This window comes from Microbispora sitophila (assembly GCF_014892245.1).
GTDB classification, from domain to species: Bacteria; Actinomycetota; Actinomycetes; order Streptosporangiales; family Streptosporangiaceae; genus Microbispora; species Microbispora siamensis.
The window spans coordinates 84,544-109,616 of sequence record NZ_JADBGC010000016.1; the positions used below are offsets into that span (position 1 = coordinate 84,544).

Annotated in this window: 20 protein-coding genes; 12 read left to right on the forward strand and 8 right to left on the reverse strand. The window is 72.6% G+C overall.

All coding sequences use genetic code 11. From position 1 onward, the window contains the following. The first annotated feature begins 23 nt into the window (after window positions 1–23). Entirely contained in the window at window positions 24–686 is a 663-nt protein-coding gene (locus IL992_RS27885; RefSeq protein ID WP_193206343.1) for a DUF4386 family protein, read from the forward strand. A gap of 1,666 nt (window positions 687–2,352) precedes the next feature. On the opposite strand, the gene mctP is transcribed toward IL992_RS27885, so the two are convergent. Together mctP and IL992_RS27895 are read right to left on the reverse strand one after the other, a co-directional pair. Beyond that, on the reverse strand, window positions 2,353–3,945 hold the full coding sequence (mctP, locus tag IL992_RS27890) for a monocarboxylate uptake permease MctP (RefSeq protein WP_193206344.1): 1,593 nt from the start codon (window positions 3,943–3,945) through the stop codon (window positions 2,353–2,355). Beyond that, window positions 3,942–4,163, reverse strand: coding sequence for a DUF3311 domain-containing protein (locus IL992_RS27895; RefSeq protein ID WP_319018872.1), 222 nt, complete (start codon window positions 4,161–4,163; stop codon window positions 3,942–3,944). The genes mctP and IL992_RS27895 overlap by 4 nt, the downstream gene beginning before the upstream one ends. Window positions 4,164–4,478: 315 nt before the next feature. Between IL992_RS27895 and IL992_RS27900 the strand changes: the two genes are divergently transcribed. Next, the gene (locus tag IL992_RS27900; protein ID WP_193206345.1) at window positions 4,479–5,006 is read left to right on the forward strand and encodes a DUF1697 domain-containing protein; all 528 of its coding nucleotides are present in this window, start codon (window positions 4,479–4,481) and stop codon (window positions 5,004–5,006) included. A 45-nt stretch (window positions 5,007–5,051) separates the two neighbouring features. Here IL992_RS27900 and IL992_RS27905 read toward each other — a convergent pair whose 3' ends face one another. Continuing rightward, complete coding sequence (locus IL992_RS27905; protein ID WP_193206346.1) at window positions 5,052–8,663, reverse strand: CHAT domain-containing protein; 3,612 nt, start codon at window positions 8,661–8,663, stop codon at window positions 5,052–5,054. A gap of 110 nt (window positions 8,664–8,773) precedes the next feature. Between IL992_RS27905 and IL992_RS27910 the strand changes: the two genes are divergently transcribed. Both IL992_RS27910 and IL992_RS27915 read left to right on the forward strand, forming a co-directional pair. After that, window positions 8,774–9,145, forward strand: coding sequence for a hypothetical protein (locus IL992_RS27910; RefSeq protein WP_193206347.1), 372 nt, complete (start codon window positions 8,774–8,776; stop codon window positions 9,143–9,145). A gap of 1 nt (window position 9,146) precedes the next feature. Then, window positions 9,147–10,103 carry a hypothetical protein gene (locus IL992_RS27915; RefSeq protein WP_193206348.1) on the forward strand — a complete coding sequence of 319 codons (957 nt, stop codon included), beginning with the start codon at window positions 9,147–9,149 and terminating at the stop codon, window positions 10,101–10,103. 53 nt (window positions 10,104–10,156) lie between these two features. Here the strand turns inward: IL992_RS27915 and IL992_RS27920 are convergent, their stop codons facing one another. After that, window positions 10,157–11,818, reverse strand: a complete 1,662-nt coding sequence (locus IL992_RS27920) for a CocE/NonD family hydrolase (RefSeq protein WP_193206349.1) — start codon at window positions 11,816–11,818, stop codon at window positions 10,157–10,159. A gap of 282 nt (window positions 11,819–12,100) precedes the next feature. On the opposite strand from IL992_RS27920, the gene IL992_RS27925 reads away from it, so the two are divergent. From IL992_RS27925 to thyX, 5 genes are all read left to right on the forward strand, one after another. Next, window positions 12,101–14,236: an anthranilate synthase component I gene (locus tag IL992_RS27925; protein ID WP_193206350.1), complete on the forward strand. Its 2,136-nt coding sequence runs from the start codon at window positions 12,101–12,103 to the stop codon at window positions 14,234–14,236. Window positions 14,237–14,294: 58 nt separating this feature from the next. After that, a complete protein-coding gene (locus tag IL992_RS27930; protein ID WP_319018874.1) occupies window positions 14,295–15,521 on the forward strand; it encodes an amidohydrolase family protein in 1,227 nt (408 codons plus the stop codon). 80 nt (window positions 15,522–15,601) lie between these two features. Next, window positions 15,602–16,492, forward strand: a complete 891-nt coding sequence (locus IL992_RS27935) for an ABC transporter ATP-binding protein (RefSeq protein ID WP_193206351.1) — start codon at window positions 15,602–15,604, stop codon at window positions 16,490–16,492. Continuing rightward, window positions 16,489–17,268 (forward strand): ABC transporter permease, encoded by a 780-nt coding sequence (locus IL992_RS27940; RefSeq protein ID WP_193206352.1) that lies wholly within the window; start codon window positions 16,489–16,491, stop codon window positions 17,266–17,268. Before IL992_RS27935 ends, IL992_RS27940 begins: the two co-directional genes overlap by 4 nt. 128 nt (window positions 17,269–17,396) lie before the next feature. After that, complete coding sequence (gene thyX / locus IL992_RS27945) at window positions 17,397–18,179, forward strand: FAD-dependent thymidylate synthase (RefSeq protein ID WP_193206353.1); 783 nt, start codon at window positions 17,397–17,399, stop codon at window positions 18,177–18,179. 106 nt (window positions 18,180–18,285) lie between these two features. Here the strand turns inward: thyX and IL992_RS27950 are convergent, their stop codons facing one another. Together IL992_RS27950 and IL992_RS27955 are read right to left on the reverse strand one after the other, a co-directional pair. Further along, complete coding sequence (locus tag IL992_RS27950; RefSeq protein ID WP_193206354.1) at window positions 18,286–19,362, reverse strand: WD40/YVTN/BNR-like repeat-containing protein; 1,077 nt, start codon at window positions 19,360–19,362, stop codon at window positions 18,286–18,288. Between the two features lie 80 nt (window positions 19,363–19,442). Continuing rightward, window positions 19,443–20,552: a globin domain-containing protein gene (locus tag IL992_RS27955; protein WP_193206355.1), complete on the reverse strand. Its 1,110-nt coding sequence runs from the start codon at window positions 20,550–20,552 to the stop codon at window positions 19,443–19,445. A gap of 295 nt (window positions 20,553–20,847) precedes the next feature. Here IL992_RS27955 and IL992_RS27960 point away from each other — a divergent pair, with 295 nt between their 5' ends. The 3 genes from IL992_RS27960 (at window position 20,848) to IL992_RS27970 (ending at window position 23,388) form a co-directional block, all read left to right on the forward strand. Next, entirely contained in the window at window positions 20,848–21,546 is a 699-nt protein-coding gene (locus tag IL992_RS27960) for a gamma-glutamyl-gamma-aminobutyrate hydrolase family protein (protein ID WP_193206356.1), read from the forward strand. A 109-nt stretch (window positions 21,547–21,655) separates the two neighbouring features. Next, window positions 21,656–22,603, forward strand: a complete 948-nt coding sequence (locus IL992_RS27965; protein WP_193206357.1) for an alpha/beta hydrolase — start codon at window positions 21,656–21,658, stop codon at window positions 22,601–22,603. Next, window positions 22,600–23,388, forward strand: coding sequence for an enoyl-CoA hydratase/isomerase family protein (locus IL992_RS27970; protein WP_193206358.1), 789 nt, complete (start codon window positions 22,600–22,602; stop codon window positions 23,386–23,388). Before IL992_RS27965 ends, IL992_RS27970 begins: the two co-directional genes overlap by 4 nt. On the opposite strand, the gene IL992_RS27975 is transcribed toward IL992_RS27970, so the two are convergent. Beyond that, on the reverse strand, window positions 23,381–23,803 hold the full coding sequence (locus tag IL992_RS27975; protein ID WP_193206359.1) for an SRPBCC family protein: 423 nt from the start codon (window positions 23,801–23,803) through the stop codon (window positions 23,381–23,383). The genes IL992_RS27970 and IL992_RS27975 overlap by 8 nt on opposite strands. A 66-nt stretch (window positions 23,804–23,869) precedes the next feature. Beyond that, a complete protein-coding gene (locus tag IL992_RS27980; protein WP_193206360.1) occupies window positions 23,870–25,051 on the reverse strand; it encodes an acyl-CoA dehydrogenase family protein in 1,182 nt (393 codons plus the stop codon). Window positions 25,052–25,073 lie beyond the last annotated feature (22 nt).

The following is a 25,073-nucleotide window of genomic DNA, read 5'->3' on the forward strand; positions in this document are numbered from 1 at the left end:
GGACGAACCGAAAGGACACGCACGTGACCACCAGTGAGACGAGCCCCCGGCTGCTGGCGGGCTCGATGACCGCGGCGGCGGTCTGCCTCGTGCTCGGGCATCTGTGGAACACGCCCTCGACGCTGTCGGCGGCCGACTATGTCAACGAGGTCACCCGGGCCCACGGCCGGTTCGCCGCCGCCACCCTGCTCACCTCGATCGCCGCGGTGCTGCTGGCGCCCTCGGCGTACGGGATCGGCCGGCTCGCCGGCGAGCGCAGCCCCCGCCTCGCCGCCGTCGGCGCGACGCTCGCGGCCGTCGGCGCGGCCGGTCTCGCCGTCGGCGCCTCCACCATCGGGTTCACCATGGGCATGCTCACGGCGCACGACCCGGTGCTCGCACGGAAGGTCTACGACATGGCCTCGGACGACGCCTTCATCGGCGTGCCCTTCTACCTGGCCCCCCTGTTCACCGTGGGGATGCTGGTGCTCGCCGCCGCGCTGATCCGCACCCGTGCGACTCCGCTCTGGCAGCCCGTCCTGCTCGTCGTCGCGGCGGTCGCGGCATTCGGCGCTCCGGCCGGCGGGGTCGCCGGTGCCGCCGGGCACGCGCCGCTCGCCGTCGCCCTGGTCGCGTTCGCCACGATGCTGTGGCGCGGCGGCGGTGTGGTCGCGGCGCGGCCTGCGGCGTCCCCGGCCACGGGCTGAGGCCGGACGCGCCGGGTCAGGGCGCGAGCCGGTCGCGTTCGCGGGCGATGCGGACGGCCCACCAGGTGAGCCCGTTCGCCGCGCAGCGCTTCTGCGCCGCCTCCAGATGCGCCCGCGCCGTCTCCGGCCCCGCCGCCCGGCCCCAGGTGCGCCATCCGGCCCAGGTAGTAGCCGACGGGCCCGGCGCAGAACGTCCCCGCCCCGAAGGCGATCCTGTCCTCGTACGGCAGGAGCCTGCGGTAGGTGCGGGCGCACGCCTCGTGGTCGCCCGCGACGATCTGGGCCTCGCCCTGCAGGCACAGTCCCGGCAGCTCGCCGAAGTCGCGCGGCAGCGGGTGCCAGCCCTGCTCACGCGCCGCCTCGGCCGCCGTTCGGTCGCCCCGCCAGTCGCCGATGAGCACGCCCATCACCTGGCGGTGGGCGGGAAAGGGGGAGTGGTGCGCCATCAGCTCCTCGGCGCCGTCGAAGTCCCCCATCGCGAAGTGCCGGGTGAGCAGCGCCGACGAGAGCGTGCTGCTCGTGTGCCACAGGTTGAGCCGCTCCCCGGCCTCGGCCGCCGCGGCGTACGCGTTGCCCGCGCCCTCGAAGTCGCCGTCGAGCAGGCGCCGGGTCCCGGTCCAGATCAGGTGCTGGAACCGGGGCCAGGGCAGGTCGAGCCGCTCGACCAGCACTCCCGCCCGCTCGGCGGCCCGGTCGGCGCCGGCCTTGTCGAACAGGTCGATCCGGGTCCGCTCTCTGATCATGTAGCCGAGCAGCTCGAACCCGGGCAGCCCGAGCCCGGTGAGCTCCTCGCCGATCGCGTCGAGCTCCGCCATGTACTCGGGGAGCTGCACGCCCAGATACCGCGCATTCAGAGTGATCGCCAGCAGTTCCGGGCCGGCCTCCCCGGAGACCACCAGACGGCGGGCCATCGCCAGCGCCTCGGCCGTGGCGGTGTCGCAGCGGGGGTCGGCCGAGCCGTCGTAACGTTCCATCCCCAGGCACCCGAGCAGCCTGCAGCGCAGTTCCGAGTCCCCCTCCGGCAGCGCGGCGAGGGCGTCCTCGATGCGCCGCACGGTGTGCAGCTCGATGTCGCCGTAGGTGTAGAACTTCCACAACCCCGGGGCGTCCAGACTGGTCAGCGCCCGCGCGGCGAGCAGCGGGGTCGCCCGACCTGTCGGCCGCGAGCACCGCCTCCGCCCGGGTCTGCCGGGCCGAGAAGCCGTGACCGGCGGCGAGCTGCGCGCGGACCAGTTGGAGCAGGAGCTCGACATGCTCGCGGGGGTCCGCGCCGGGCAGCGTCCCGTGCGCCTCGGCCGCCCGGCGCCACCACTGCGCGGCGTCCTCGTACGCGTGCCGTCCGGCCGCCTGCACCGCCGTGGCCGACGCCCAGCGCACCGCGTCGGCCACGGCGACATCTGGGGGCCGCGCGCCGCCAGGGCCATCGTCACGCGGGCGGTGTCGTCGCCGAGCACGCCCCTGACCCGGCGGACGTCGGCCGGGCCGTCCGGCGCCGCCGGGTCCATGCCGATCACGTGGCCGCCGGTGACGATCAGGTCATTGGTGAGAGGCATCCTTCGCTCCTTCGATGGTCGGGGTGATGCCTCTTTGCGCCACCGCACGCTTGTGGCCGTCTTGACGCGGCGCGCGCCGCCCCGTCAAGCCGGCCACAAGTCCGTACGAATCCTCAGGACGCGGGCGCGGTCGTCTCCAGTTCGTGGACGCGCGGGTCGCCCTGGTCGGCGAAGTAGTCCTCGGGCCGGGTGCCGTCCGGGCCGTCGGCGCTCTTGAACGCGCGGGCCACGAAGGTCCCGAGCACGGCGACGACCAGGTTGACGATCAGCGCGAGGAACCCGGCGTACATCGTGATCTTGGTGTCGAGCCCGAGCTGCGACAACGGGAAGGCCGAACCGCCGAAGTGGGCGTGGTTGGTGGCCGGGTTGGCGATGTTGTACAGCAGCAGCATCCCGGCCGCCATGCCCGCGGCCCAGCCCGCGATGAGGCCGCCCCGGTGGAACCACCGGGTGTAGAGGCCGAGGCCGACCGACGGGAGGGTCTGCAGGATGATCACGCCGCCGATGAGCTGGAGGTCGATCGAGAACTGCGGGTCGATGAGCAGGATGACCAGCACCGCGCCGATCTTCACGACCAGCGACGCGACCTTGCTGACCGTGGCCTCCTGGGCGGCGGTGGCGTTCCGGTTGATGTACTCCCGGTAGATGTTACGGGCGAACAGGTTGGCCGCCGCGATCGACATGATGGCGGCGGGCACGAGCGCGCCGATGCCGACGGCGGCGAAGGCGACCCCCGCGAACCAGTCGGGGAACACGTTGTCGAACAGTTGCGGCACGATCGTGTTGTTGTCCTTGCCGATCGGCTTGACCCCCGCCGCGATCGCCATGTAGCCGAGCAGCGCGATCAGGCCGAGCAGCAGGCTGTAGGCCGGCAGGGCCGACATGTTCCGCTTGATCACGTTGCGGTTCCGCGAGGCCAGGATGCCGGTGACGCTGTGCGGGTAGAGGAACAGCGCCAGCGCCGAGCCGAAGGCGAGCGTGACGTACTGGAGCTGATTGTTGGCGTTCAGCAGGGGGCCGTCGGCCTGGTTCGGGGTCGCGTCGAACTTCTCCTTCACGGCGCCGAAGATCGTATCCCAGCCGCCGAGCTTGGCCGGGATGTAGATGATCGCGACCAGGATCACCAGGTAGATCAGCGAGTCCTTGACGAACGCGATCAGCGCGGGGGCGCGCAGCCCGGACTGGTAGGTGTAGGCCGCGAGGATCGCGAACGCGATGATCAGCGGCAGGTCGCCCGTCAGCCCCATCGTCTTCAGCACCGCCTCGATGCCGACGAGCTGCAGGGCGATGTACGGCATGGTCGCGACGATGCCGGTGATCGCCACGAGCAGCGCCAGCGTGGGGGAGCCGAAGCGCACGCGGACGAAGTCGGCCGGCGTGACGAGGTTGTGCACGTGCGAGACCGACCACAGCCGGACCAGCACGAGCATCACCATCGGATAGACGACCACCGTGTACGGCACGGCGTAGAAGCCCATGGCGCCCGCGCCGAAGATCAGGGCGGGCACGGCCACGAAGGTGTAGGCCGTGTAGAGGTCACCGCCGATCAGGAACCAGGTGATCCAGCTGCCGAAGCTGCGCCCGCCGAGGCCCCACTCGTCGAGGGTGGCGAGGTCGCCGGGACGGCGCCAGCGGGCGGCCACGAATCCCAGGCCGCTGACGACCAGGAACAGGAGCGTGAAGATGACGATCTCGGTGGTCTTCACCGGCTCCTCCTCGTCGCGCGGTAGACGAGGGTGGTCGTGGTCACGCCGAGGATGATGAAGGCGAGTTGCAGCCAGTAGAACATCGGGATGCCGAACAGCCGCGGTTCGTCGGCGTTGAACAGGGGCGGGATGAGCGGGATCACGATCGGCAGCAGGAGCAGCCAGTTCAGCGGGCTCCGGTCGGGGTTTCGGCCGCGGTCGGCGCGGGGGGTCGTCACACGTTCTCCAATCGGACACGGACCAGGCGTGCCCGGCAGATCCGCGTGACGGGGCCGTCGCGCGGACCAGCGGGACGGTTACTCGGCGGCAGCGTAAGGACTCACGGGTAACAGGGGGATCACCAATCGCCGAACGGTCGTGTTGACGCGCCCAGCGACGATGAGGGAGTGGCGACGACGACCCGGGTGCCCATGGCGGCACTCGCGAGGGAAGCGGCCGTCACCCGGCCCGCGCCGCCGGCCACATGCCGGCCCGATACCTGACGCCGCCTGACAGGAACGGGCGGTAGCCTCCCCCGGGAAGGAGGCGATGCGATGCGGTACGTGGCGCTGCTGCGCGGCATCAACGTCAACCCCGCCACAACGCTGGCGATGGCCGATCTCAAGGCATTGCTGGAACGGCTCGGGTATGGGAACGTCCGCACGCACCTGCGCAGCGGGAACGCTTTGTTCACCGCGGACGGGGACGCCGAGTCGATCGCCACCGCGATCGAGCGCGGGCTCCAGGAGGAGTTCGGCCTGTCCGTAGCGGTGATCGTCCGTACGGCCGAGCAGCTTCGCGGCGTGGTGGAGCGCAACCCCCTGGAGGTCCGGGACCCCGCCCGGTTCGCCGTGGTCTTCCTGGCCCGGCCGCCGGACCGGGAGGGGCTGGCGAGCATTGATCCGGCGGCGTACGCCCCCGAGGAGATGCGGATAGGCGAGCGGGAGCTCTACATCTACTTCCCCGACGGGCTGCGGCGTCCCAAGCTGCCGCCGCTCATGGAGAAGCATTCGGCCGGCCCGGCGACCATGCGCAACTGGAACACCGTCACCCGCCTGCTCGCGCTCGCCGAGGACCTCTAGGAATAGTCCAGGAACTCGCCCTCGGGCACGGCGACTTTCCGCCCGTCAGGCTCCGGCGTGCAGGTAGGGGGCCCACAGCGAGGGTGTCTGCGGGAACCGGTCGCGTACGGCGCGCACCGCGCGGTGCAGGGCCTCCGCGGACCGGCCGAGGTCCAGGGCTCCGTTCTCGGTGCGAAGGCCCTGGTAGAAGGCGCCGGCGAGCTCCAGGGTGACCGCGTCGTCGATCTCCCACAGGGTGCCGACGACGTGGCGGACGCCGATGGCCTGGAACGCCGCGGCGAGCGTGATGGCCTCGTCGAGCAGGTCACGTCCGCGGTTCAGCCGCCCGACGAGGGCGGCGAGGTGCGGCAGCTCGGTCCGGGCCGGTTGGGCGAGCTCGACCGTGCCCAGCGTGACGACGTTCATCTGCGCGGTGCTGCAGGCCGACAGGTAGACCAGCTCGGCGGCGCTCAGACCGGCGGCGGCGAGATCGGCCACGGTCAACGGGGCCGTCTCGTGGTCCGCCAGCAGCAGCCTGCTCCTCGCCGGATCGAGGGCCTCGCTGACGCCGTGACATGCGAAGTGGGCGATCGGCGCGTCCGCCATCGCGGCCAGCACCGCGTCGCGGGCAGGGGAGGTCAGCACGAGCGAGCCGGGCAACGCGCCCCGGAGCAGCTCGGCCTCCTCCGCGGCATAGGGCAGCGGCGCGGCGCCCGGGGTCTGCGGCATCGCGACGACCAGGGCCCGGCCGGCGCCGCGCGCCCCGGCGGCCGGGGGCGGACGTCGTGCGTCGAGGAGGGCACGGACCGTCGGAGCGTACGACGAGACAACCCGGTCCAGGGCCGTACGGCCGTCGGCGGCGCGGTGGTGGCCGGCCGCGTGGAGCGGGAACACGCTCAGCATGCCGCCGGGCACCCACCAGACCCGCGGCAACGGGGTGCCGGAGTCGGGCGGCGGCGCCGGGCAACCGAGCGCGTCCAGCACCGGAGCCGCGGCGGCGTCCCACAGCCATTCCAGGGTGGCGTTGATGTCGTCCTGCGCCGCCACCCTCTCCCGCCATCCCGCCTCCGGGTCGTCGGCACCGCGCAACGCGGTGAGAAAGGCATGGAACCGCTCGGGCGCGGCGGCGAGGTCGGGTAGCGGAAGGTGGTCGACGCCGTCGGGGGTGAGCAGGATCGCGTCGCTGCGGTAGCGGCTGACGTTGAACACCACGATCGGGCCGTCTTCCGCGGCGGCGCACAACTCGGCCAGGCCGGGCAGCGGCGGGCTCTGCCGGATGCGGCCCAGCAGGATCGACCGGCCGGATTCCAGCAGGCGCAGGGCCCGCAGCGCGGGTGGTTCGGACCCGTCCCGCCGCCGCGGCGGCAATGCGGAGGGGACGGACAGGGCGAGCGCGGCGGCGTCGGCGGCCAGCCGTGCGTAGGTTTTCAGCTCGTGCTGCCTGTCGCTCCAGCTCGGGCCCGCCGGAATCGTCTCGGGCAGCAGGGCGACCGCGGACTCCAGCAGGTCCGCGGCGAGTGCCGGCCGCGTGTCGTGTACCAGGTCCGCCGCCGCCCGGGCGGCGGAGATCCGGAGGTCCAGCGGGCCAGACGGGTCGCCGAGCGCGCTCCGGTAGGCGGCCAGCGCCTCCCCGGCGCCTTCGCCCGAACGCTCGGCCAGGGCGCGCAGCGCATTGCCGAGGAAGGCGACGTGCACGGCTCGCTGTGGTGAACCGTCAGGGGTCGCCTCGACGGCCTTCCGGGCGACGGCGACGGCGGCGTGCAGGTCATCGGGTGCGCCCGTCGCCCTGGAGCGGTCGCCGTGGGCCTCGGCGAGCGTCGCCAGGAAGATCGAGCGCGTCGGCGAGCCGGGCGGGGTCGCGTTCACCGCCTCGCGTCCCGCTCTGATCGCCCTGTCGAGGTCCGACACATCGCCGGTGAGCGTGAACCGGTCCCGCAATGCCACGCCGAGGTTGTGCAGCACGCCCGCCCGGAACGGGCGCCCTGCCGGCATCGCGTCCACGGCGTCCTGGAAGGCCTCGACGGCGGCCTGAAGGTCGTGGAAATCGCCGGTACGCCGGTAGCGCACGTGATGTGCCGTGCCCAGGTCCGACAGCAGGGTCGCGCGGCGCGGGTGGCCGGCGGGGACCGCGCCGACGGCCTGCGTGCCCATCTCGACGGCCGCGTCGAGGTCGGCCGACGAGCGGCGGAGTTCGAACCGCAGGCGGAGGGCGAGGGCCAGGTTGCTCATCCGGGCCGGGCGCTCGGGATCACCGGGCGGGGTGGCGTCGACGGCCTCCCGGCCGACCGACACGGCTCGCTCGATGTCGCCGGATGCGCCGTCGGTCTCATGGCGCCGCAGGAGCGCGAGGCTCAGATTGTTCAACGCGGCGGCGCGCTCCGGCCGGCCCGGCGGGACGGCGCGTACGGCTTCCTCGCTGAGGGCGAGCGCTCGCTCCAGGTCCTCTCGTCCGCCCGTGACACCGAAGCGGTCGAGCAGGGAGATGCCGAGATTGGTGAGCGGCGTGCCGCGGTCGTCGGCGGGGGTGCGGGCCAGGGACTCCCCGCCCGCTTCGATGGCGGCCTCGAGATCGCCCGCGTCTCCCGTCTGGTCGAACCTGCTCCGCAGGGCCACAGCGAGGTTGCCGAGGACGTGGTGGGCCGGCCCGTCCCGCGTCGTCAGGGCCCGTCGGCACGCCTCGATCGCGAGGTCCAGGTCGGCGACGTCGCCCGTACGGCGGAACCGTGTGACGAGCAGGACGCCCGCGTTGTACCAGAACCCGGCGGTCTGGAAGGCGGCGATCGCCTCGTCGAGGTCCGCGGCGTCGCCAGTGCGCTCGAACCTCGTGTTCAGCGCGCCTGCCAGGTTGCCCAGGAAGCCGGCGTGGTCGGGGTGGCCGGGCGTGGCGGCGGCCACGGCCCGGCGATTCGCCTCGACGACCTCGTCCAGGTCGGCGGGCGCCTGTGTGACGTCGAACCTGGCGCACAGCGCCGCGCCGAGCAGCCATTGGTAGGTGCCGTTCCCGGGGACGGCGTCGGCCGCGAGCCGTGCGGCCTCGATCGCCGCGCTCAGATCACCCGGCGCGCCTGTGCGGCGGAACCTGTCCAGAAGGGCGCGGCCGAGCCGGTGCTGCTGCTCGGGCACGTCGCCGCCCCGCGACAGGGCCACGGTGACCGCGAGACTCAGCGTCTCGACGGCCTCGTCCAAGAGCCCGGCAGAGCCGGTCCGCTCGGCCAGCATCTGCAGGGCGACGCCCCAGCCGCCGATGTACCGGGCCCGGGCGGCGTCGTCGGGCGAGGCCGCGGCCACGATGCGCTGCCAGACGAGGGCGGCGGTCTCCAGGCCGTCCGGCCCCCGCGTCTGCAGCCCCTGCTGGGTCATCGCGATCGCCACGGGCTCCGCGACGTCGGCGAGAACGGGCAGCAGCGGTTCGGGCAGCGGTTCGGCGCCGGCCACGAAACAGCCGACGAAGGCACGCAGGGCGGCCCGCAGCTCGTCGCGGTCCTGGCCTTCGGGCAGGGCGCTGTAGCGATACCAGTGCAGCCAGCCGAGCGCGAACCCGGCGTCGAGGTCCTCGTCGTCGCCGAGCGCCTCCGTCAGCCGGCGGATGTCCGCCGTCACCTCGGGAGCCAATGCGTCCCGGGGTGTCCGGATGCGCGCCAGATGCGCCTGGACGGCGGCGAGGTGCTGTTCCCGCATGACGACCCCTGTCCCGGCGTCGGACCCATGCGAGCGTAACGTCCGTGCGGGCCGAGCCGCTTACAGATTGGTAGGTCATCGGCTCCGCCGGGACTCGCCCGGAGGTGAGAATGAGCGATCGGACGGCCGCCGCGATCGGCTATGTCTGCGGTCACCTGGCCGACATCCGCGAGCACCTGGAAGCACTCGGAGACACCGGGCCGCTCGACCGGCTGCTGGCCGCCGTACGCTCCGGGGAGGAGGTCGCCGGACCGCTGGACCGGCTGCACGGGGCGCTGGTGGCGGGCGGCGACGTGCTCGGGGTGTACGGCAACGCCGGGCGTGGCCTGCGCGCTCTCGCCGTCGAACCCGACCCGGGCGAGTTCGTCTACCTGTGCCCGCAGCGGCGGTGCGCGCGGTATCGCTGGCCCTCTCCCGGGTCCGGCGCCGCGCCGTCCTGCGAGATCGGCGGGACGCCGATGACCCGCGAACGGCTGCGCTGACATGGGCGGCCTGCTGGCCGAGCTCGGGAAGAAGCTGGCCGAGCGCTGGCTGACCCTGCTCGTCCTACCCGGGGCGCTGTACCTCGCCGCCCTGGTCGCCGCGGCGACGCTCGGGCACGCGCATCCGTTCGACGAACGTCTCATGACGACCCGGCTGGACCAGTGGACCGTGCCGTACGGCACGGGGCGTGCCGCGGTGCTCCTCACCACGTTCCTGCTGGGGTCGGCCGCGGCCGGGGTGGCCGCACAGGCCCTGGCCGCCGTGGTCGAACGGTTCTGGCTGGCCGAGGGATGGGGTTCCTGGCCGCCACCGCTGCGGCAGGCCGCCGCCCGGCTCACCCGGCGCCGGCGCTCCCACTGGTCCCGTGCCGTGAAGCGGTACCACCAGGCCAGGGAGGACGCCGCCGCCGCTCTGGCCCGCGCTCGCCTGGAAGAGGACCCGGTCTCCGGCGCACCGGGCCGCGCGGCGCCCCCGTCGGGGCTCGACGCCGCACGGCGGCGGCTGCGGCACATCGGCACGGAGGAACCGGAGCGGCCCACGTGGATGGGCGACCGGATGCAGGCGGTCGCGACCCGTCTGGACCGGCAGCTGGACCTCGACCTGGCCACGGTCTGGCCCTACCTGTGGCTGACCGTACCGGAGACCGTCCGCGCCGAGATCACCGCGGCCCGCGAGACTCTCGGCCGGGCCACCACGCTGGCCGGGTGGGGGCTGCTCTATGCGACGGTGGGGGCGCTGTGGTGGCCGGGCCTGCTCATCGCGGCCGCCGTCTTCGCCACGGGATGGCGCCGCGCCCGTACGGCCGTCGACGCCTACGCCGAGCTGGTCGAGGCGACAGTGCGCCTGCGCACCGCCGCCCTGGCAGGTGACCTGGGCCTGGAGCACACCGGCCCGCTCGGCCCGGCGACCGGCAAGGCCGTCACCGACCTCCTCCGCCACCGCGGGCCGGTGCCGTGACGACGGGAGGAGCCGCTCGCCACGTGCGGCTCGACTCATTGTGTGACGATCAGTCAGAGCAGTGTGGGGAGGATCACCGCCGAGGGATGGCGGGGGTCGTGCAGGATCTCCTGGTCGGAGGCGACCATGGGGGTGCCCGCCGTCAGCGGCGCGCCGGTCCCCGGGTTGCGCGCGATGCGCGGGTAGGCCCCGCTCGCCACCTGCACCCGGACGCGGTGACCGCGGCGGAACCGGTGGCCCATCGGCCACAGGTCGATCTCCACCCGGCGCACGCCGTCCTCGTCGCCGCGGTCCGCGGGGGTCAGGCGCCGCACGCCCTCGCAGACGTTCATCGACGAGCCGTCGGGATGCACGTCGCACACCCGTACGACGAAGTCGGTGTGCTCCCTGCCGGTGCGGACGAACAGTTCGGCGCTCACCGGGCCGATCATGTCGGTGTCCCGGCCGAGCACGTCCGAGGTGTAGACGAGCACGTCACGCCGGGCCTCGAGACGCCGGTTGTCCCTCGGCTCGGAGTTGCCGATCAGCACCGGGCCGCCGACCACCGGCGTGGGGTGCGCGGGGTCGTAGCGGTAGCGGTCCGGCTCGCCGCCCGCCGGATTGTCCCGCGACAGGGCGAAGCCCGGCTGTAGGTGCCAGCGCTCGCGCCGCATCCCGGGCGGCGGCCAGTCGGGCTCGTCCCGCCACTCGCCCGCGCCGGTGACGTACAGCCGGACGGGGGAGGGGCGCAGCCCCGACGGGTCGCCGAGCAGGTGGGCACGGAACCAGGCCAGGGCGTCGGCGTTGGCGGCCCGCCCGTGGCGGATGTCGGCGTGATACCACGGCCCGATCGTCAGGTAGGGCCGCCGCCCGGCCGCCCGCAGCGCCGCGTAGTCCTTGAGCTGCCAGGGCAGGAACACGTCGTACCAGCCGCCGGTCATCGTGATCTCCGCGCCGACCTGCCCAACCGAAGCGGAGAAGTCCGCTCTGTCCCAGTACGTGCAGAGGGTCTCGCCGTGGTGGGCCAGCAGTTCGCGGAAGAACGGCAGCGGCCTGCCCGCCGACAGCAGGTCGAGCTCGTGCAGCGGGCGGCCCGACAGCACGGCCCGCCGCGTGCGCCGGGGCGCGATGAACGCGGCCACGCCGCCCAGCCTGCCCTCCAGGTGCGCGGTGAGCGTCGTCCAGATCAGCGTCGACTCCAGCGCGAACGACCCCCCGACGTACGCCGCGTCGCGGAAGCACGAGGCGGTCACCTGGATGGACATCGCCCGCAGGTCGGGGGTCTCCGCCGCGATCGCCCACTGCGTGTAGCCGAGGTAGGAGGGCCCGTGCATGGCGAAGCTGCCGCCATACCACGCCTGCGCGCGCATCCACTCGACCGTCGCCAGGCCGTCCTCCTGCTCGTGGACCAGGGGATCGAGCCGGCCGCCGGAGCCGAAGCCGCCCCGGCAGCTCTGCAGCAGCACCTGGAACCCGTGCCGGGCGAAGGTCCAGCCGTACATCCAGCCGACCACCCCGCCCCTGCCGTACGGCGTGCGGATCAGGATCGTCGGCGGCCGGTCGGCGCCGATGGGCGCATAGTGATCGGCCAGGAGGGTCACGCCGTCCGGCATGGGCACGGGAACGTCGCGGCGGACCCGGACCCGGCGGCCCTGCGGCCCGCTCGAACCCCCGTTCGTACCTCTCGGCCCGCCCGGCTCTCCCGGGCGGCGGCGGTGCACCGGCACGCGGACCATGGCCCCTCCTTCCCCGGCCTCGGGCCCACGGCCCCGCGCCGAGAGTGAGGTTTCCCGACCAGTAACAGAATATCTATCCGCTATTCGCCCTTCCAGTCATGCCGCGTTGCATGATCGCGGCTCCCGCCGCTACCCTTGACGCATGCGAACTCATGCACCCTCCCAGTGGTGGCGCCGCTGACAGGCGGCGTTTTCGCATTCGCGTCGAATAGACCGGCCGCCCCATGAGTGGCGGCCTTCTGTGTGTCCGCCCCGGGGCATACGAAAAAAGGGGCGTGGACAGTGGAGATCAGCGGATATACCACGGCCGGCGGCATCGCGGTCGAGCGCCGGGTGCGCGAGGTGCCCGAGGAGGCGCTGGAGGAGATCGTCACGTCGCTGGGGGAGCGGCGCGGCGGGGCCTTCTCGTCCGGCATGGATTACCCGGGCCGTTACAGCAGATGGGCGTTCGGCTACGTCGATCCCTGCCTGGAGATCGTGGCGAAGGGACGGCGGATCTCCGCCCGCGCGCTCAACGAGCGCGGCCAGGTCGTGCTGCCGGTCGTCGCCTCCTGCCTGCTGGCGGCCGGCAAGCCGGTGTCCGAGCCGACCCACGGCTACGTCGAGGTGCACGTCCCCGAGTCCGAGGACCTGCTGCCGGAGGAGATGCGCAGCCGCAGGCCCACCGTCTTCACCGCCATCCGCGAGATCATCGCGGCCTTCCGGTCCGACGACCCGCACCTCGGCCTGTACGGCGCCTTCGGCTACGACCTGGCCTTCCAGTTCGAGCCGATCCGCTACCGGCTCACCCGCCCCGGCGACCAGCGTGACCTGGTGCTGCACCTGCCCGACCGGCTCGTCGTGATCGACCGGGTCCGCGAGACCAGTGTGGAGCACTGCTACGAGTTCACCGTGGACGGCACCTCCACCAGCGGCCTGGAGCGCGCCGGGGAGACGATCCCCCTGGTCGCGCCCCGGGAGATCCCGCCGAACCCGGTGAGGGGGACCTACGCCGAGGTCGTCGCCAAGGCCAAGGAGAAGTTCCAGCGCGGCGACCTGTTCGAGGTCGTCCCCGGCCAGGTCTTCCACGGCGCCTGCGCCGACCCGTCCGCCTTCTACCGCTCGCTGCGCACCGAGAACCCCGCGCCGTACGAGTTCCTGCTCAACCTCGGCGACGGCGAGCACCTGGTCGGCGCCTCGCCCGAAATGTACGTCCGGGTGGCCGGTGACCGCGTCGAGACCTGCCCGATCTCGGGCACCATCGCCCGCGGGGCCAACCCCGTCGAGGACGCCGAGGCCATCCGCACGCTCCTGTCCAGCGTGAAGGAGGAGTCGGAGCTGACCATGTGCACGGACGTGGACCGCAACGACAAGTCGCGGATCTGCGTCCCCGGCAGCGTCCGGGTGATCGGCCGCCGCCAGATCGAGATGTACTCCCGGCTGATCCACACCGTCGACCACATCGAGGGCCGCCTGCGTCCCGAGTTCGACGCCCTCGACGCGTTCCTCACCCACATGTGGGCCGTCACCGTCACCGGCGCTCCCAAGACGTGGGCCATGCAGTTCATCGAGGACCACGAGGAGACCACCCGGCGCTGGTACGGCGGCGCGGTCGGCTTCATCGGTTTCGACGGCTCGATGAACACCGGCCTGACCCTGCGCACCGCGCAGATCCGCGACGGTGTCGCCACCGTGCGCGCCGGGGCCACGCTGTTGTACGACTCCGACCCCGAGGCCGAGGAGCGGGAGACCGAGCTCAAGGCCAGCGCCCTCCTCGGCGCGCTCGCCGCGTCCGCTCGCCCCCGGGAGGAGGCCCGGACCGAGCCCCGGGCCGACCTGCCGGGCGAGGGCCACCGCGTGCTGCTCGTGGACCACGAGGACTCCTTCGTCAACACGCTCGCCGACTACTTCCGGCAGCAGGGCGCGTCGGTGGTCACGCTGCGGCACGGCTTCCCGCTGGAGAAGCTGGACGAGATCGCGCCCACGCTCGTCGTGCTGTCGCCCGGCCCCGGCTGGCCGTCCGACTTCGGCTGCTCGGCGCTGATCGAGGCGCTGTACTCCCGGAGGCTGCCGGTGTTCGGGGTGTGCCTGGGCCTGCAGGCCATGGTCGAGCAGGCGGGCGGCACGCTCGAACTGCTGCCCTACCCGGAGCACGGCAAGCGCGGCCGGGTCCGCCGCGAGGGCGACAGCGCGCTGCTCGACGGGCTGCCCGGCGAGTTCGTCGCGGCACGCTACCACTCCGTGCACGCCAAGGAGCCTGGGGTCAAGGGCTTCCGGGTCACCGCGTACACGCCGGACGGCGCGGCCATGGCGATCGAGGACGCCGAGAACCTGCGCTTCGGCGTGCAGTTCCACCCCGAGTCGATCCTGACCACGCAGGGCGGCGCCGGGGCGCGGATCATCGCCAACGTCCTGCGGCTTTGCGCGCGTCATGGCTGAGTAAAGAGGCCGTCTGGGGCGGCGCCGGCGCGGCGGGGGAGCCGTAGAGTCCACTGCCGTGCCGGAGCCGAGATCCCACGACATGCTGCCCGTACCCCTTCCCGACGCGGTGCGGGCGGCTCTGCTCGCGCCCGTGGTCGACCAGCACTGCCACGGCGTGCGCCGCGACGACACCACCAGGTCGGGGTTCGAGCAGCTCATCGGCGAAGGCGGCACGCCCGCGCCGCCCGGCACCACGCACTTCGACACCCCGGCGGGCGCCGCCATCCGCCGCTGGTGCGCGCCGGTCCTCGGCCTGGAGCCGCACGCCTCGGCCACCGTCTACCTGTCGCGCCGGGCCGAGCTCGGCGCGGCCGAGGTCAACCGGCGGCTGCTGCGCGGCGCCGGGGTGTCGGCCTTCCTGGTCGACACCGGGCTCGACGTCCCTGGGCTGCTCTCACCCGCCGAGATGGGACGTCTCGGTTCGGCCGCCGCCGACGAGATCGTCCGGCTGGAGCAGGTCGAGCAGGACGTCGCCGAGGCCGGGCTGCCCGCCGCCGACTACGCCGGGACGCTGCGGGACGAGCTCGCGGCCCGCGCGGCCCGCGCCGCCGCGCTCAAATCGGTCGCGGCGCACCGCTGCGGCCTCGGCTTCGACCCCTCCCGGCCCTCGCGCGGCAGCGTGATCGCGGCGGCCGGCCACAGGCTGGCCGACCCCAAGTCACGCCTGGACGACCCCGTCCTCGTACGGCACCTGCTGTGGGCGGCGGTCGACGTCGCGCGGGAGCGGGGCCTGCCGCTGCAGTTCCACTGTGGCTTGTCCGGCGGTGGCTTGTCCGGCGGTGGTCCGTCGGGCTGGGGCCCGTCCGGTGGTGGTCCGTCGGGTCTCGGTGTGGGCCACCTGGCCGATCCCGCGCTGCTGACCGGGTTCGTCCGCGCCCTCGTCCCGCTCGGGGTGCCGGTCGTCCTGCTGCACTGCTATCCCTACCACCGCCAGGCGGCGTACCTGGCGGGCGTTTTCCCGCACGTCTACGTGGACGCCGGGCCCGCCGTCGCCCACACCGCAGCCGGCTCCGGGCAGGTTCTGCGCGAGCTGCTCGAACTCGTCCCGTTCCACAAGCAGATGTACGGTTCCGGCTGCCACGGCGCCGCCGAGCTGTGTTTCCTGGCCGCGCTCTGCCATCGCCGCGGCCTGGCCCGCGTGCTCGCCGACCGGATCGCCGAGGGCGAGTGGAGCCCGGCCGACGCCGCCCGGATCGCTCACATGATCGGCTCGGGTAACGCCCGCCGCGTTTACCGCCTCTGAAATTCGGAATTTGTCCGAGCCGAAACGATCCTCCTTTAAGAGGATGATTCTCGATTTATCGCGCGGAATAATCGCGCCCGATGTCTGCCATTGAGATTAGAAATCTGGTGAAGTCGTTCGGGCCCGTGAAGGCCGTGGACGGCGTCTCGTTCAGCGTGGAGGCCGGATCCGTCACCGGATATCTCGGCCCCAACGGAGCCGGTAAGACGACCACGCTCCGCTGCCTGCTCGGCCTGGTCACGCCCGGCTCGGGTGAGGCGCTGGTGAACGGCGAGCGCTACGTCACGCTCGCCAATCCGGCTGCCGAGGTCGGCGCCGTGCTCGAGGCCACGAGCTTCCACCCCGGCCGCACCGCCCGCAACCACCTGCGCATCCTGTGCACGGCGGCCGGGCTGCCCGACGCCCGCGCGGACGAGGCGCTGGAGCAGGTCGGCCTCGCGGACGCCGCCGGCAAGCGCGTGGGCGGCTTCTCGCTGGGCATGCGGCAGCGGCTCGCGCTCGCCTCCGCCCTGCTCGGCCGGCCCCGGGTGTACATCCTCGACGAACCGGCCAACGGTCTCGACCCTTCGGGCATCGAGTGGCTGCGCGGGTTCCTGCGCCACCTCGCCCATGACCAGGGCGCGGCGGTGCTCGTCTCCAGCCACGTCCTGGCCGAGGTCGAGCAGACCGTCGACGACGTCGTGATCATCGCCAAGGGCCGCCTGGTGCGTCAGGGAAGCCTGGCCGAGCTCACCAGCGACGGCGCGGACGCGGTCCGGGTGCGGGCCGCCAAGGCCGCCGACCTCGCCCCCGCGCTCGAAGCGGCCGGCGGGATGGTCGAACGCGTCGAGGACGGCCTGCTGCGCGTGCGCGGGCTGGACCCGGAGGCCGTCGGCCGGATCGCCTTGGACCGGCGCGTCGTGCTCACCGAGGTGGCGCAGGAGCGATCCGGGCTGCACAAGGTCTTCCTCGATCTGACGGAGGGGCGATGAGCGGGCTCGTCAGGGCGGAGCTGCGCAAGCTGTTCACCACCCGGCTGTGGTGGATCATGCTGCTCGTCATGCTGGTGCTGGTCGGGGTGGGCCTCGGCTTCCTCATCGCGTTGGCGGGGGTGGAGCAGAACGGCGGCGCGCTGCCCGCGCGGGACACCGCGGAGTGGGCCGAGATCGCCTGGTCGAGCGGGTCCAGCGGCGGGATCTTCGTGATGATCCTCGGCGTCGTCATGATGACCTCCGAGTATCGCTACCAGACGATCACGGGGACCTTCCTCGCCACCCCTCGACGAGGCCTGGTGATCGTCGCCAAACTGGTGGCCGGGCTGCTCGTGGGCGCATTGTTCGCCCTGGCCGTGCTGGTCTTCCAGGCGGTCACGGTGATCCCGGCCGTGATGCTCTCCGGGGGCGAGTTCGCACTGTCCGCCTCGCGCGTCCCGCAGATCAGCCTCGGCATCCTGGTCACCCTGGCGCTGTACGCGGTGTTCGGCATCGGGCTGGGGGCGCTCGTCCGCAACCAGATCGCCGGGATCGTCGCGGCGGTCGCCTGGGCGTACGTGATCGAGAGCATCTTCACGGGAATCCCGGCCCTGCACTCCGTGGGCAAGTGGCTGCCGGGCGGGGCCGCGCAGGCGCTGATGAGCATCGACGTCGACACCGGCCTGGGCAGGCCAGAATGGCTGCCCGCCTGGGCGGGCGCTCTCGTCCTGGTCGGTTACGGCCTGCTGTTCGCCGCCGTCGCCACCGCCACCACGGTGCGCCGCGACATCACCTGATGGTCCACACCCGGGGACGACCCCCGGACTCCGCCAGGGCCCCGAGGGCGGGGGCCGGGTCGCGATCGTGGGCCCGAGCTGGTTTGCTTGGACGGTCACCCATCGGCACCACTTCACGGGGAATGTGAATGCGCAGCGTCGAGCCCGAGGTCTTCCTCGTCGCCAAACCGTCTGTCGACTACGACGAGCTGGCCCGCTACCTCCACGAGATCGGCGGGGAGAGCTGGCTCGAGCGGCTGGAGCGGGGCGAGTTCGACGCCCAGAACCTCGCCGAGTTCGCCGGTCGGCTGTGCTACCGGTCGTTCGAGCCCGGCCTGAACCCCAACGTCACGAGGGTGCGCACCGACCAGGAGGCGTACCTGCGCAACATCCTGGCCAGCGCGCACGGCAGCGTGCTGGAGCACCTCAGCTTCAGCTTCGTGCTGCACAACGTCTCGCGGGTGCTCACCCACGAGCTGGTACGGCACCGGCCCGGGGTGGCGATCTCGCAGGAGTCGCTGCGGTTCGTCCGGCTGAGCGACATCCCGTTCTGGTTCCCCGAGTGGGCGCGCGGGGACGCCGAGCTGATGAAGCGGGCGACCGAGATGCTCGACCGGATGGAGGAGTTCCAGAACTGGATGGCGACCCACTTCGGGCTGGACGAGGACGGCGTGGCGTTCGCGGAGAAGAAGCACCGCACCTCGTTCATGCGCCGCTTCGCCCCTGAGGGCGTCGCCACCGGCCTGGTCTGGACGGCCAACGTGCGCACCCTGCGGCACACGATCGAAGCCCGTACGGCCGCGGGAGCCGAGGAGGAGATCCGCCTCATCTTCAACCGCATCGGGGAGATCATGCGGGAGGAGGCCCCGGCCCTGTTCGGCGACTACGTCGTCGAGGACGGCGCCTGGGTTCCCGGCTACCGCAAGGTCTGAGCCGCCGAGGCCTGGGCCGCGAGGGCCAATGAGGTCTGATCCGCGGAGGTCGTGAACCGCCGCCCCGCGGTCGCCCGGAAGGGCGCCGCGGGACGGCGGTGGCGGGTCAGAGGACGGCGGCCCGTACGGACAGCACGTCGGGCAGGTGACGGGCGATCAGTGACCAGGTCTCGCCCGCGTCGGCCGACCCGTACACCTCGCCGTCCCGGGTGCCGAAGAACACCCCCGCGGGCCCCGCGGACATCGCGTCCCTGAGCACCGAGGCGTGCACCGGGCCCTCGGGCAGCCCGGCGGAGTGTCCGTGCCAGGTCTCTCCGGCGTCGTCGCTGCGGAACACCTGGTATCGGTGGCCGAGCGGCGTCCGGTCGACGTCGCCGTGCAGCGGGAAGACGTACAGCCTGTCGGGGTGGTCCGGGTCCACCGCGATCGGGAACCCGAAGTCGGACGGCAGGCCGGACCCGATCTCGGTCCAGGAGTCGCCGAAGTCGTCGGACCGGTAGACCCCGAAGTGGTGCTGCAGGTAGAGCCGCTCGGGGGTCGCGGGATGCTGCGCCACCTTGTGCACGCACTGGCCGAACTCGGGATACTGCGCGCCCTCCGGCAGGAAGGGGGCGCGGATGTTCTTGTTGGACGGCCGCCAGGTGGCCCCCGCGTCGTCGCTGCGGAAGAACCCCACAGCGGAGGCGGCGACCCCGATGCGCCGCGGGTCGGTGGGGTGGGGGATCACGGTGTGGAGGCACAGGCCGCCGCCGCCGGGCTGCCACTGGGGCCGGGTGGGGTGGTCCCACAGGCCGTCGACCATCGTGTACGTGGCCCCGCGGTCCTCCGACCGGAACAGCGCGGCGGGCTCGGCGCCCGCCCAGACCACGTCCGGCTCGGACGGTGACGGCTGGAGCTGCCAGACCCGGGCCAGCGCGGCCCCGGTGCGCTCGGGAAAGGCGACCGGCGGGGTCGTCGCCTCCTCCCAGGTCTCGCCGAGGTCGTCGGACCACATCACCGACGGGCCGAAGTGGCCGTACTCGATGCCGGCGAGGAGGCGGGGCGTGGTCCCGCGGGTGTCGATCGCGACCGAGTGGACCGCGATCGTGGAGAACCGCACGGGCTCGACCTCGAACGAGCCGCCGTCCGAGGAACGCGCGAGGAACAATCCTTTGCGAGTGCCGATCGCGAGCAGTGCGGTCATATGTCCTCCCTGTGCCGATTTCGATTATGTTTTCGATTCGAATCCTGCCAGGAAACTCTCGACGTCGCCCGCCGTTCCGGTCAAGCCTCGCTCTGCACCGGATCCCGGTGGATCCGCGCGAGCGGCACCCCCGAGCTCTGCAGGCGCCGTACGGTTTCGTTCACCATCGCGGGCGGCCCGCAGACGTACGCCTCGTGGTCGGCCCACGAGTGGAACCTCTCGACCACGTCGGGGAGCCGGCCGCGCATTCCGTCGTAGGCCGGGTCGTCGGAGACCACCGGCACGACCCGCAGCCAGGGGAAGGCGGCCTCCATCCTCGCCAGGTCCGGCATGTCGTACAGGTCGCACGCGCGCCGGACGCCGAACAGCAGGTGGATGTTCGGGCGGTCGCCGGAGGCGATGACGTGCTCGATGAGGGCCTTGAGCGGCGCGAGGCCGGTTCCTCCGGCGACGCAGAGGAGGTCGCGGTCGGACTCGGGCGGCGTCATCGTGCCCACCGGCGGGCCGAGCAGGAGCTGGTCGCCGATGCGGGTGTGGCGGACCAGTGCCGTGCTCACCCAGCCGCCCGGCACGGCGCGCACGTGCAGGCGCAGCGAGCCGTCCGCGCGGGGCGCGTTGGCGATGGAGAACCTCCGCCACACGCGCGGCCATCTGGCCGTCTGGACCGTGACGTACTGCCCGGGGACGAAGTCCATGCGCTGCGAGGGCCGCAGCGTGAGCACCGCGATGTCCCGGGTGCGCGGCTCGTGGTCGGTCACCTCCGCCAGCCACCATGGGGGTGTGGTCTCCGCGTCGGCGGCGTCGATCATGATCTTCGCCGCCATGGCGTACGCCTCGGTCCAGGCGGCCTCGATCTCGTCGGTCCAGATCTCGGCGGCGAAGTGCCTGATCGTGGCGAGGAGTGCGCTTCCCACGGCTGTGTAGTGCTCGGGGGACACTCCGTACTTGCGATGATCCCGCCCGAGCTGGGCGAGATAGGACGCCAGCCCCTCGGGGCTGTCGAGCATCCAGACGACCCTCGTGAGCGCGTTGAAGAGCCGGTCGCGCTGCACCTCCATGCCCGGCGGGAACATGCCCCGCATGTGCGGGCACTGCGTGAACAGTCGTCCGTAGAAGTACCCCGCGGCCTTCTCGGCGACGGGCTCGACGACCGAGAAGCTCTCCTTGACGAGGCGTGGATTCAGCGGCATCAGTTGTGTCCCACCCTAGGGACCGGAATCGTGCTCCGGTCTGTCGATCCACCTCCCTGACGGCTCCGGGTGACGAGCGCCGGCGGCCCCGGCTCAACCGATCGCTCAACGGGGAGTGTTCCACTCGCTCTCGGGCGTCACAACCGATTCCCCGCAAGGCAACCGACTGTAAACACTTCGTTATTTTTCGTGATGTTGCTGCTGTGACTGGTGTGACTGATGTGAAAATTGACAAAAAGGAAAACGATCTGCGCCATGATGGGCCTGCCTGCTCGCACACCCCCAGGAGATGGCCATGGCGCGTCCCATCGTCGGCATCACCACCTATCTCGAGGCCGCGCGCTGGGGCACGTGGGTTCGTGAGGCGGCGGTCTCGCCCCAGGCGTACGCGCGCGCGGTGGAGAAGGCGGGCGGCGCGCCCGTCCTGCTGCCGCCGCTGAGCCCCGTGTCCGCCGGCGACTACGTGCGCCGCCTGGACGCGGTCATCCTCGCCGGGGGCGTCGAGATCGATCCGGCGCTGTACGGCGAGGCCCCGGCGGGGGAGCAGGACGACGACGGGCTCGGCGGGCCGCAGCCCCAGCGCGACCGGTTCGAGACCGCGCTGGCGCAGGCGGCGGTGGAGGCGGACGTGCCGCTGCTGGCGATCTCGCGCGGCATGCACGTGCTCAACGTCGCCCAGGGCGGCACGCTGATCACGTCCCTGCGGGAGGCCGTCGGCCACGACCGTCACGAGACGGCCGCGCACGTGGTCACCGTCAGTGTGTCGAGCAGGGTCGGCAAGGCCGTGGGCGACCGCGCGGAGGTGATCGGCGCGCACCGCCGGGCCGTCCGGCGGCTCGGCACCGGCCTGATCGCGGTTGCGTGGGCGGACGACCAGATCGTCGAGGCCGTCGAACTCCAGGGGCACAGGTTCGCGGTCGGCGTCCAGTGGCACCCCGAGCGTGGCGCGGACAACCGCCTGGTCGAGGCCCTGGTGGACGCGGCCCGTCCCTGACCCCGTACGGACCGGTGTCCCGGAGGCGGCGCGGGCGGCTTGCCGGCCGGGAGAGCGCGGTGCGGCCGCTTCGGCGGTTGTGTCGGCGCCCGCTGTTACTGTGCGGGGCATGGCGTTGCATCCCCAGGCGGAGGCCTATCTCAAGCTGTTCCCCTCGGATCTCGGCGTCGACCTCGCCTCCCTCACCCGCGCGCGGATCGCCGAGCTGCGGTCCCTGGACGGGATGGTCGAGCAGCGCGGGCCGAGGATCGGCCTGCCGGTGGTCAGGGACGAGACGGCGGCCGGGGTGCCGGTCCGGATCTACCGCCCCGAGCCGGGCGAGCATCCGCTGCCGGCGCTCGTCTACTTCCACGGCGGCGGCTGGGTCTTCGGCAGCGTCGAGCGCAACGACGCCCTGGGCCGCGACCTCGCCCACAGGACCGGAGCGGTCGTCGTCTCGGTGGACTACCGCCTCGCGCCCGAGCACCCGTTCCCCGCGGCCGCCGAGGACGCCTTCGGCGTGGTCCGCGACGTGCACACCCGCCCCGCGTTCTACGGCGCGGACGCGCGCAGGGTGGCGGTCGTCGGCGACAGCGCCGGGGGCAACCTCGCGGCGGTGGCGGCCTGGCTGGCCAGGGACGCCGGGCTCCGCCTCGCCCACCAGGCGCTGATCTGCCCGGTCACCGACGTCGCCACCGACACGCCCAGCTACGAGGCGTACGGGAAGGGGTTCGGGCTCGACGCGGCGGAGATGAGGTGGTTCATCGAGCAGTACGCCGCCGGCGCCGACCCCCGCGACCCCCGTCTCGCGCCGATCCACCTGCCGGACAAGTCGGGCCTGGCGCCCGCGACGGTGATCACGGCGGAGTGCGACCCGCTGTGCGACGAGGGTGCGGCCTACGCGCGCGCGCTCGCCGAGGCGGGCGTCCCCGTGGAGCACCGCTGCTTCGAGGGCGCGCTGCACGGCTTCCTCGGCCTGCCCGGGTTCTTCGACCAGGCGCTGGAGGGCCGCGACTTCCTCGCCGCCAGGATCAGGGACGCGCTGCGCCTGCCCGACGGACGGTGGGCCGCGTCGTGAGGGAGTACGAGAAGCTGAAGATCGACTGGGCGGCGGACGGCGTCCTGCGCGTCGTGATCAGCGAGCCGTCCCGGCGCAACGCCGTGGACCGCACCGGTCACCGTGAGCTGGCCGAGATCTGGCGCGACGTGGACCGCGACGACGACGTCAGGGCGGTGATCGTGCGCGGAGAGGGCGAGGCGTTCTCGGCGGGCGGCGACCTGTCGATGATCGAGGAGATGACCCGCGACCACGCCACCCGACTGGAGGTCTTCGCCGAGGCCCGCGACATCGTCTACAACGTGCTCAACTGCTCGAAGCCTGTCGTCTCGGCCATCCAGGGCCCCGCGGTGGGGGCGGGGCTCGCCGTCGCGCTGCTGGCCGACATCTCGGTGGCCGGGCGGACGGCCCGCATCATCGACGGCCACACCCGGCTCGGCGTCGCGGCGGGCGACCACGCGGCGATCGTCTGGCCGCTGCTGTGCGGGATGGCCAAGGCCAAGTATCACCTCCTGCTGTGCGAGCCGGTCACCGGCGAGCAGGCCGAGGCGATGGGGCTCGTGAGCCTGTGCGTCGACGACGACCAGGTCCACGACAGGGCGCTGGACGTCGCGACGCGGCTGGCCGCCGGGTCGGCCGAGGCGATCCGGCTGACCAAGTACGCGCTGAACAACTGGCTGCGCATGGCGGGGCCGTCGTTCGACGCCTCGCTGGCCATGGAGTTCCTCGGCTTCACCGGCCCCGACGCCGCCGAGGGCGTGCTGGCCCTGCGGGAGAAGCGCCCGCCCCGGTTCAGGCCTAGCTGAAGCGCTTGCGCAGCGACTCCAGGCCGGGGACGAAGACGCCCCGGGTGAGGATCTTGGCGATCTTCTCCGGGTCGTCGGCCTCGAAGCTCGCGTACCACTCCACGAACGCCTGCCCGGAGTCGGTCACCGGGGCGACCCGGCAGGTCGCGTGGTAGTCGCGCATGGGCAGCGGGGACTCGATGGTGGTGTACGTCAGCGTGCGGGCCTCGTCGTCGAGGGTCAGCAACCGCTCGCGGAACACCCCGCCCGACCCCTCGACCCGCCGCACGACCCCCGGGGCGAGCGGCGCGCCGTCCTCGATCGCGCAGGCGGACACGCCCGGCAGCCACTCGTGGAGGTTGCCGAACTCGCGCACATACCCCCAGACGTCCCCGGCGTCCGCGCTGATCATCGTGCTGGCGTACGGACCGCGCATGTGTGACTCCTTCCGCTGCCTCAAGTACGTGCCCCGCCGGGGCGGCGCGCAAGCGGCCGGAAGCGGTCAGAAGCTCCTGGGCAGGCCGAGCACCTGAGTGGCCAGGTAGTTGAGCAGCAGTTCCTCGGTCACCGGCGCGATCCGGCCGATCCTGGCGTCGGCCAGCAGCCGCGCGACGGGGTACTCCAGCGAGTACGCCATGCCCCCGTGGGTCTGGAAGGCGGCGTCGGCGGCCTCCCAGGCGGCCTGCGAGGCCGTCAGCTTGGCGATGTTGGCCTCCGTGCCGCAGGGCAGACCGTTGTCGAACGACCATGCCGCCTTGTACAGCATCAGCCTGGCCAGTTCGATCTTGGCCTTGACCTGCGCCAGCGGGAACGCGATGGCCTGGTTGGCCCCGATGGGCCGGCCGAAGACCTCCCGCTGCTTGGCGTAGTCCACGCCCACCCGCAGCGCCACCTCGGCCCCGCCGAGCGCACTGGCCGCCAGCAGGATCCGCTCGGGGTTCAGCACGTCCCACAGCACGGCCACCCCCCGGTCCACCTCGCCGAGCACGCTGGAGGCGGGCAGTCGCAGGTCGTCGATGAAGACCATGTTGGACGGCGTGGTGTTCGCGCCCATCTTGGGGATCGGCCGGTAGGACAGCCGCCCCGCCGCCACGGCCTCCGGCACGTTCACCAGGAACACCGTCAGCCCGTCGCTGCGCGGCTTGGCCTGGGCCGCCGGGATCGTCCGGGTGACGAGCAGCATCCAGGCGGCCCGCTGGACCCCGGTGATCCAGACCTTCTGGCCGTTCACGACGAAGTCGTCGCCGTCCCTGCGGGCGAAGGTCGAGATCGCCAGGGAGTTGGACCCGGCGTCGGGCTCGGTCAGCGCGAAGCAGGTCTCGATCTCTCCCGTCGCCAGCTTCGGCAGCAGCGCGGCCTTCTGCTCGGCCGAGCCGTGCCTGGCCAGCGTGAGCGCCCCGAACCCCGGCGTCAGCACGTACATGAACGCCGAACCGCCGGCGGAGCCGGAGGCCGACAGGGTCTCGGTGGCCACGGCCAGCTCCAGCAGGCCCTGTCCGGCCCCGCCGTACTCCTCGGGCACGGCCAGGCCGAGCCAGCCGCCCTTGGCCAGCTCGGCCCACACCTCCTCGGGCCAGCGCTTGTCCGATTCGCAGCGCTGCCAGTAGTCCATGTCGTATCGCGAGCAGATGTCCGCGATGCCCCGGCGTACCGCCTGCGCGCTCTCCGGCAGCGTGAAGTCCATGCCCGCCACTCTAGAACGCCAT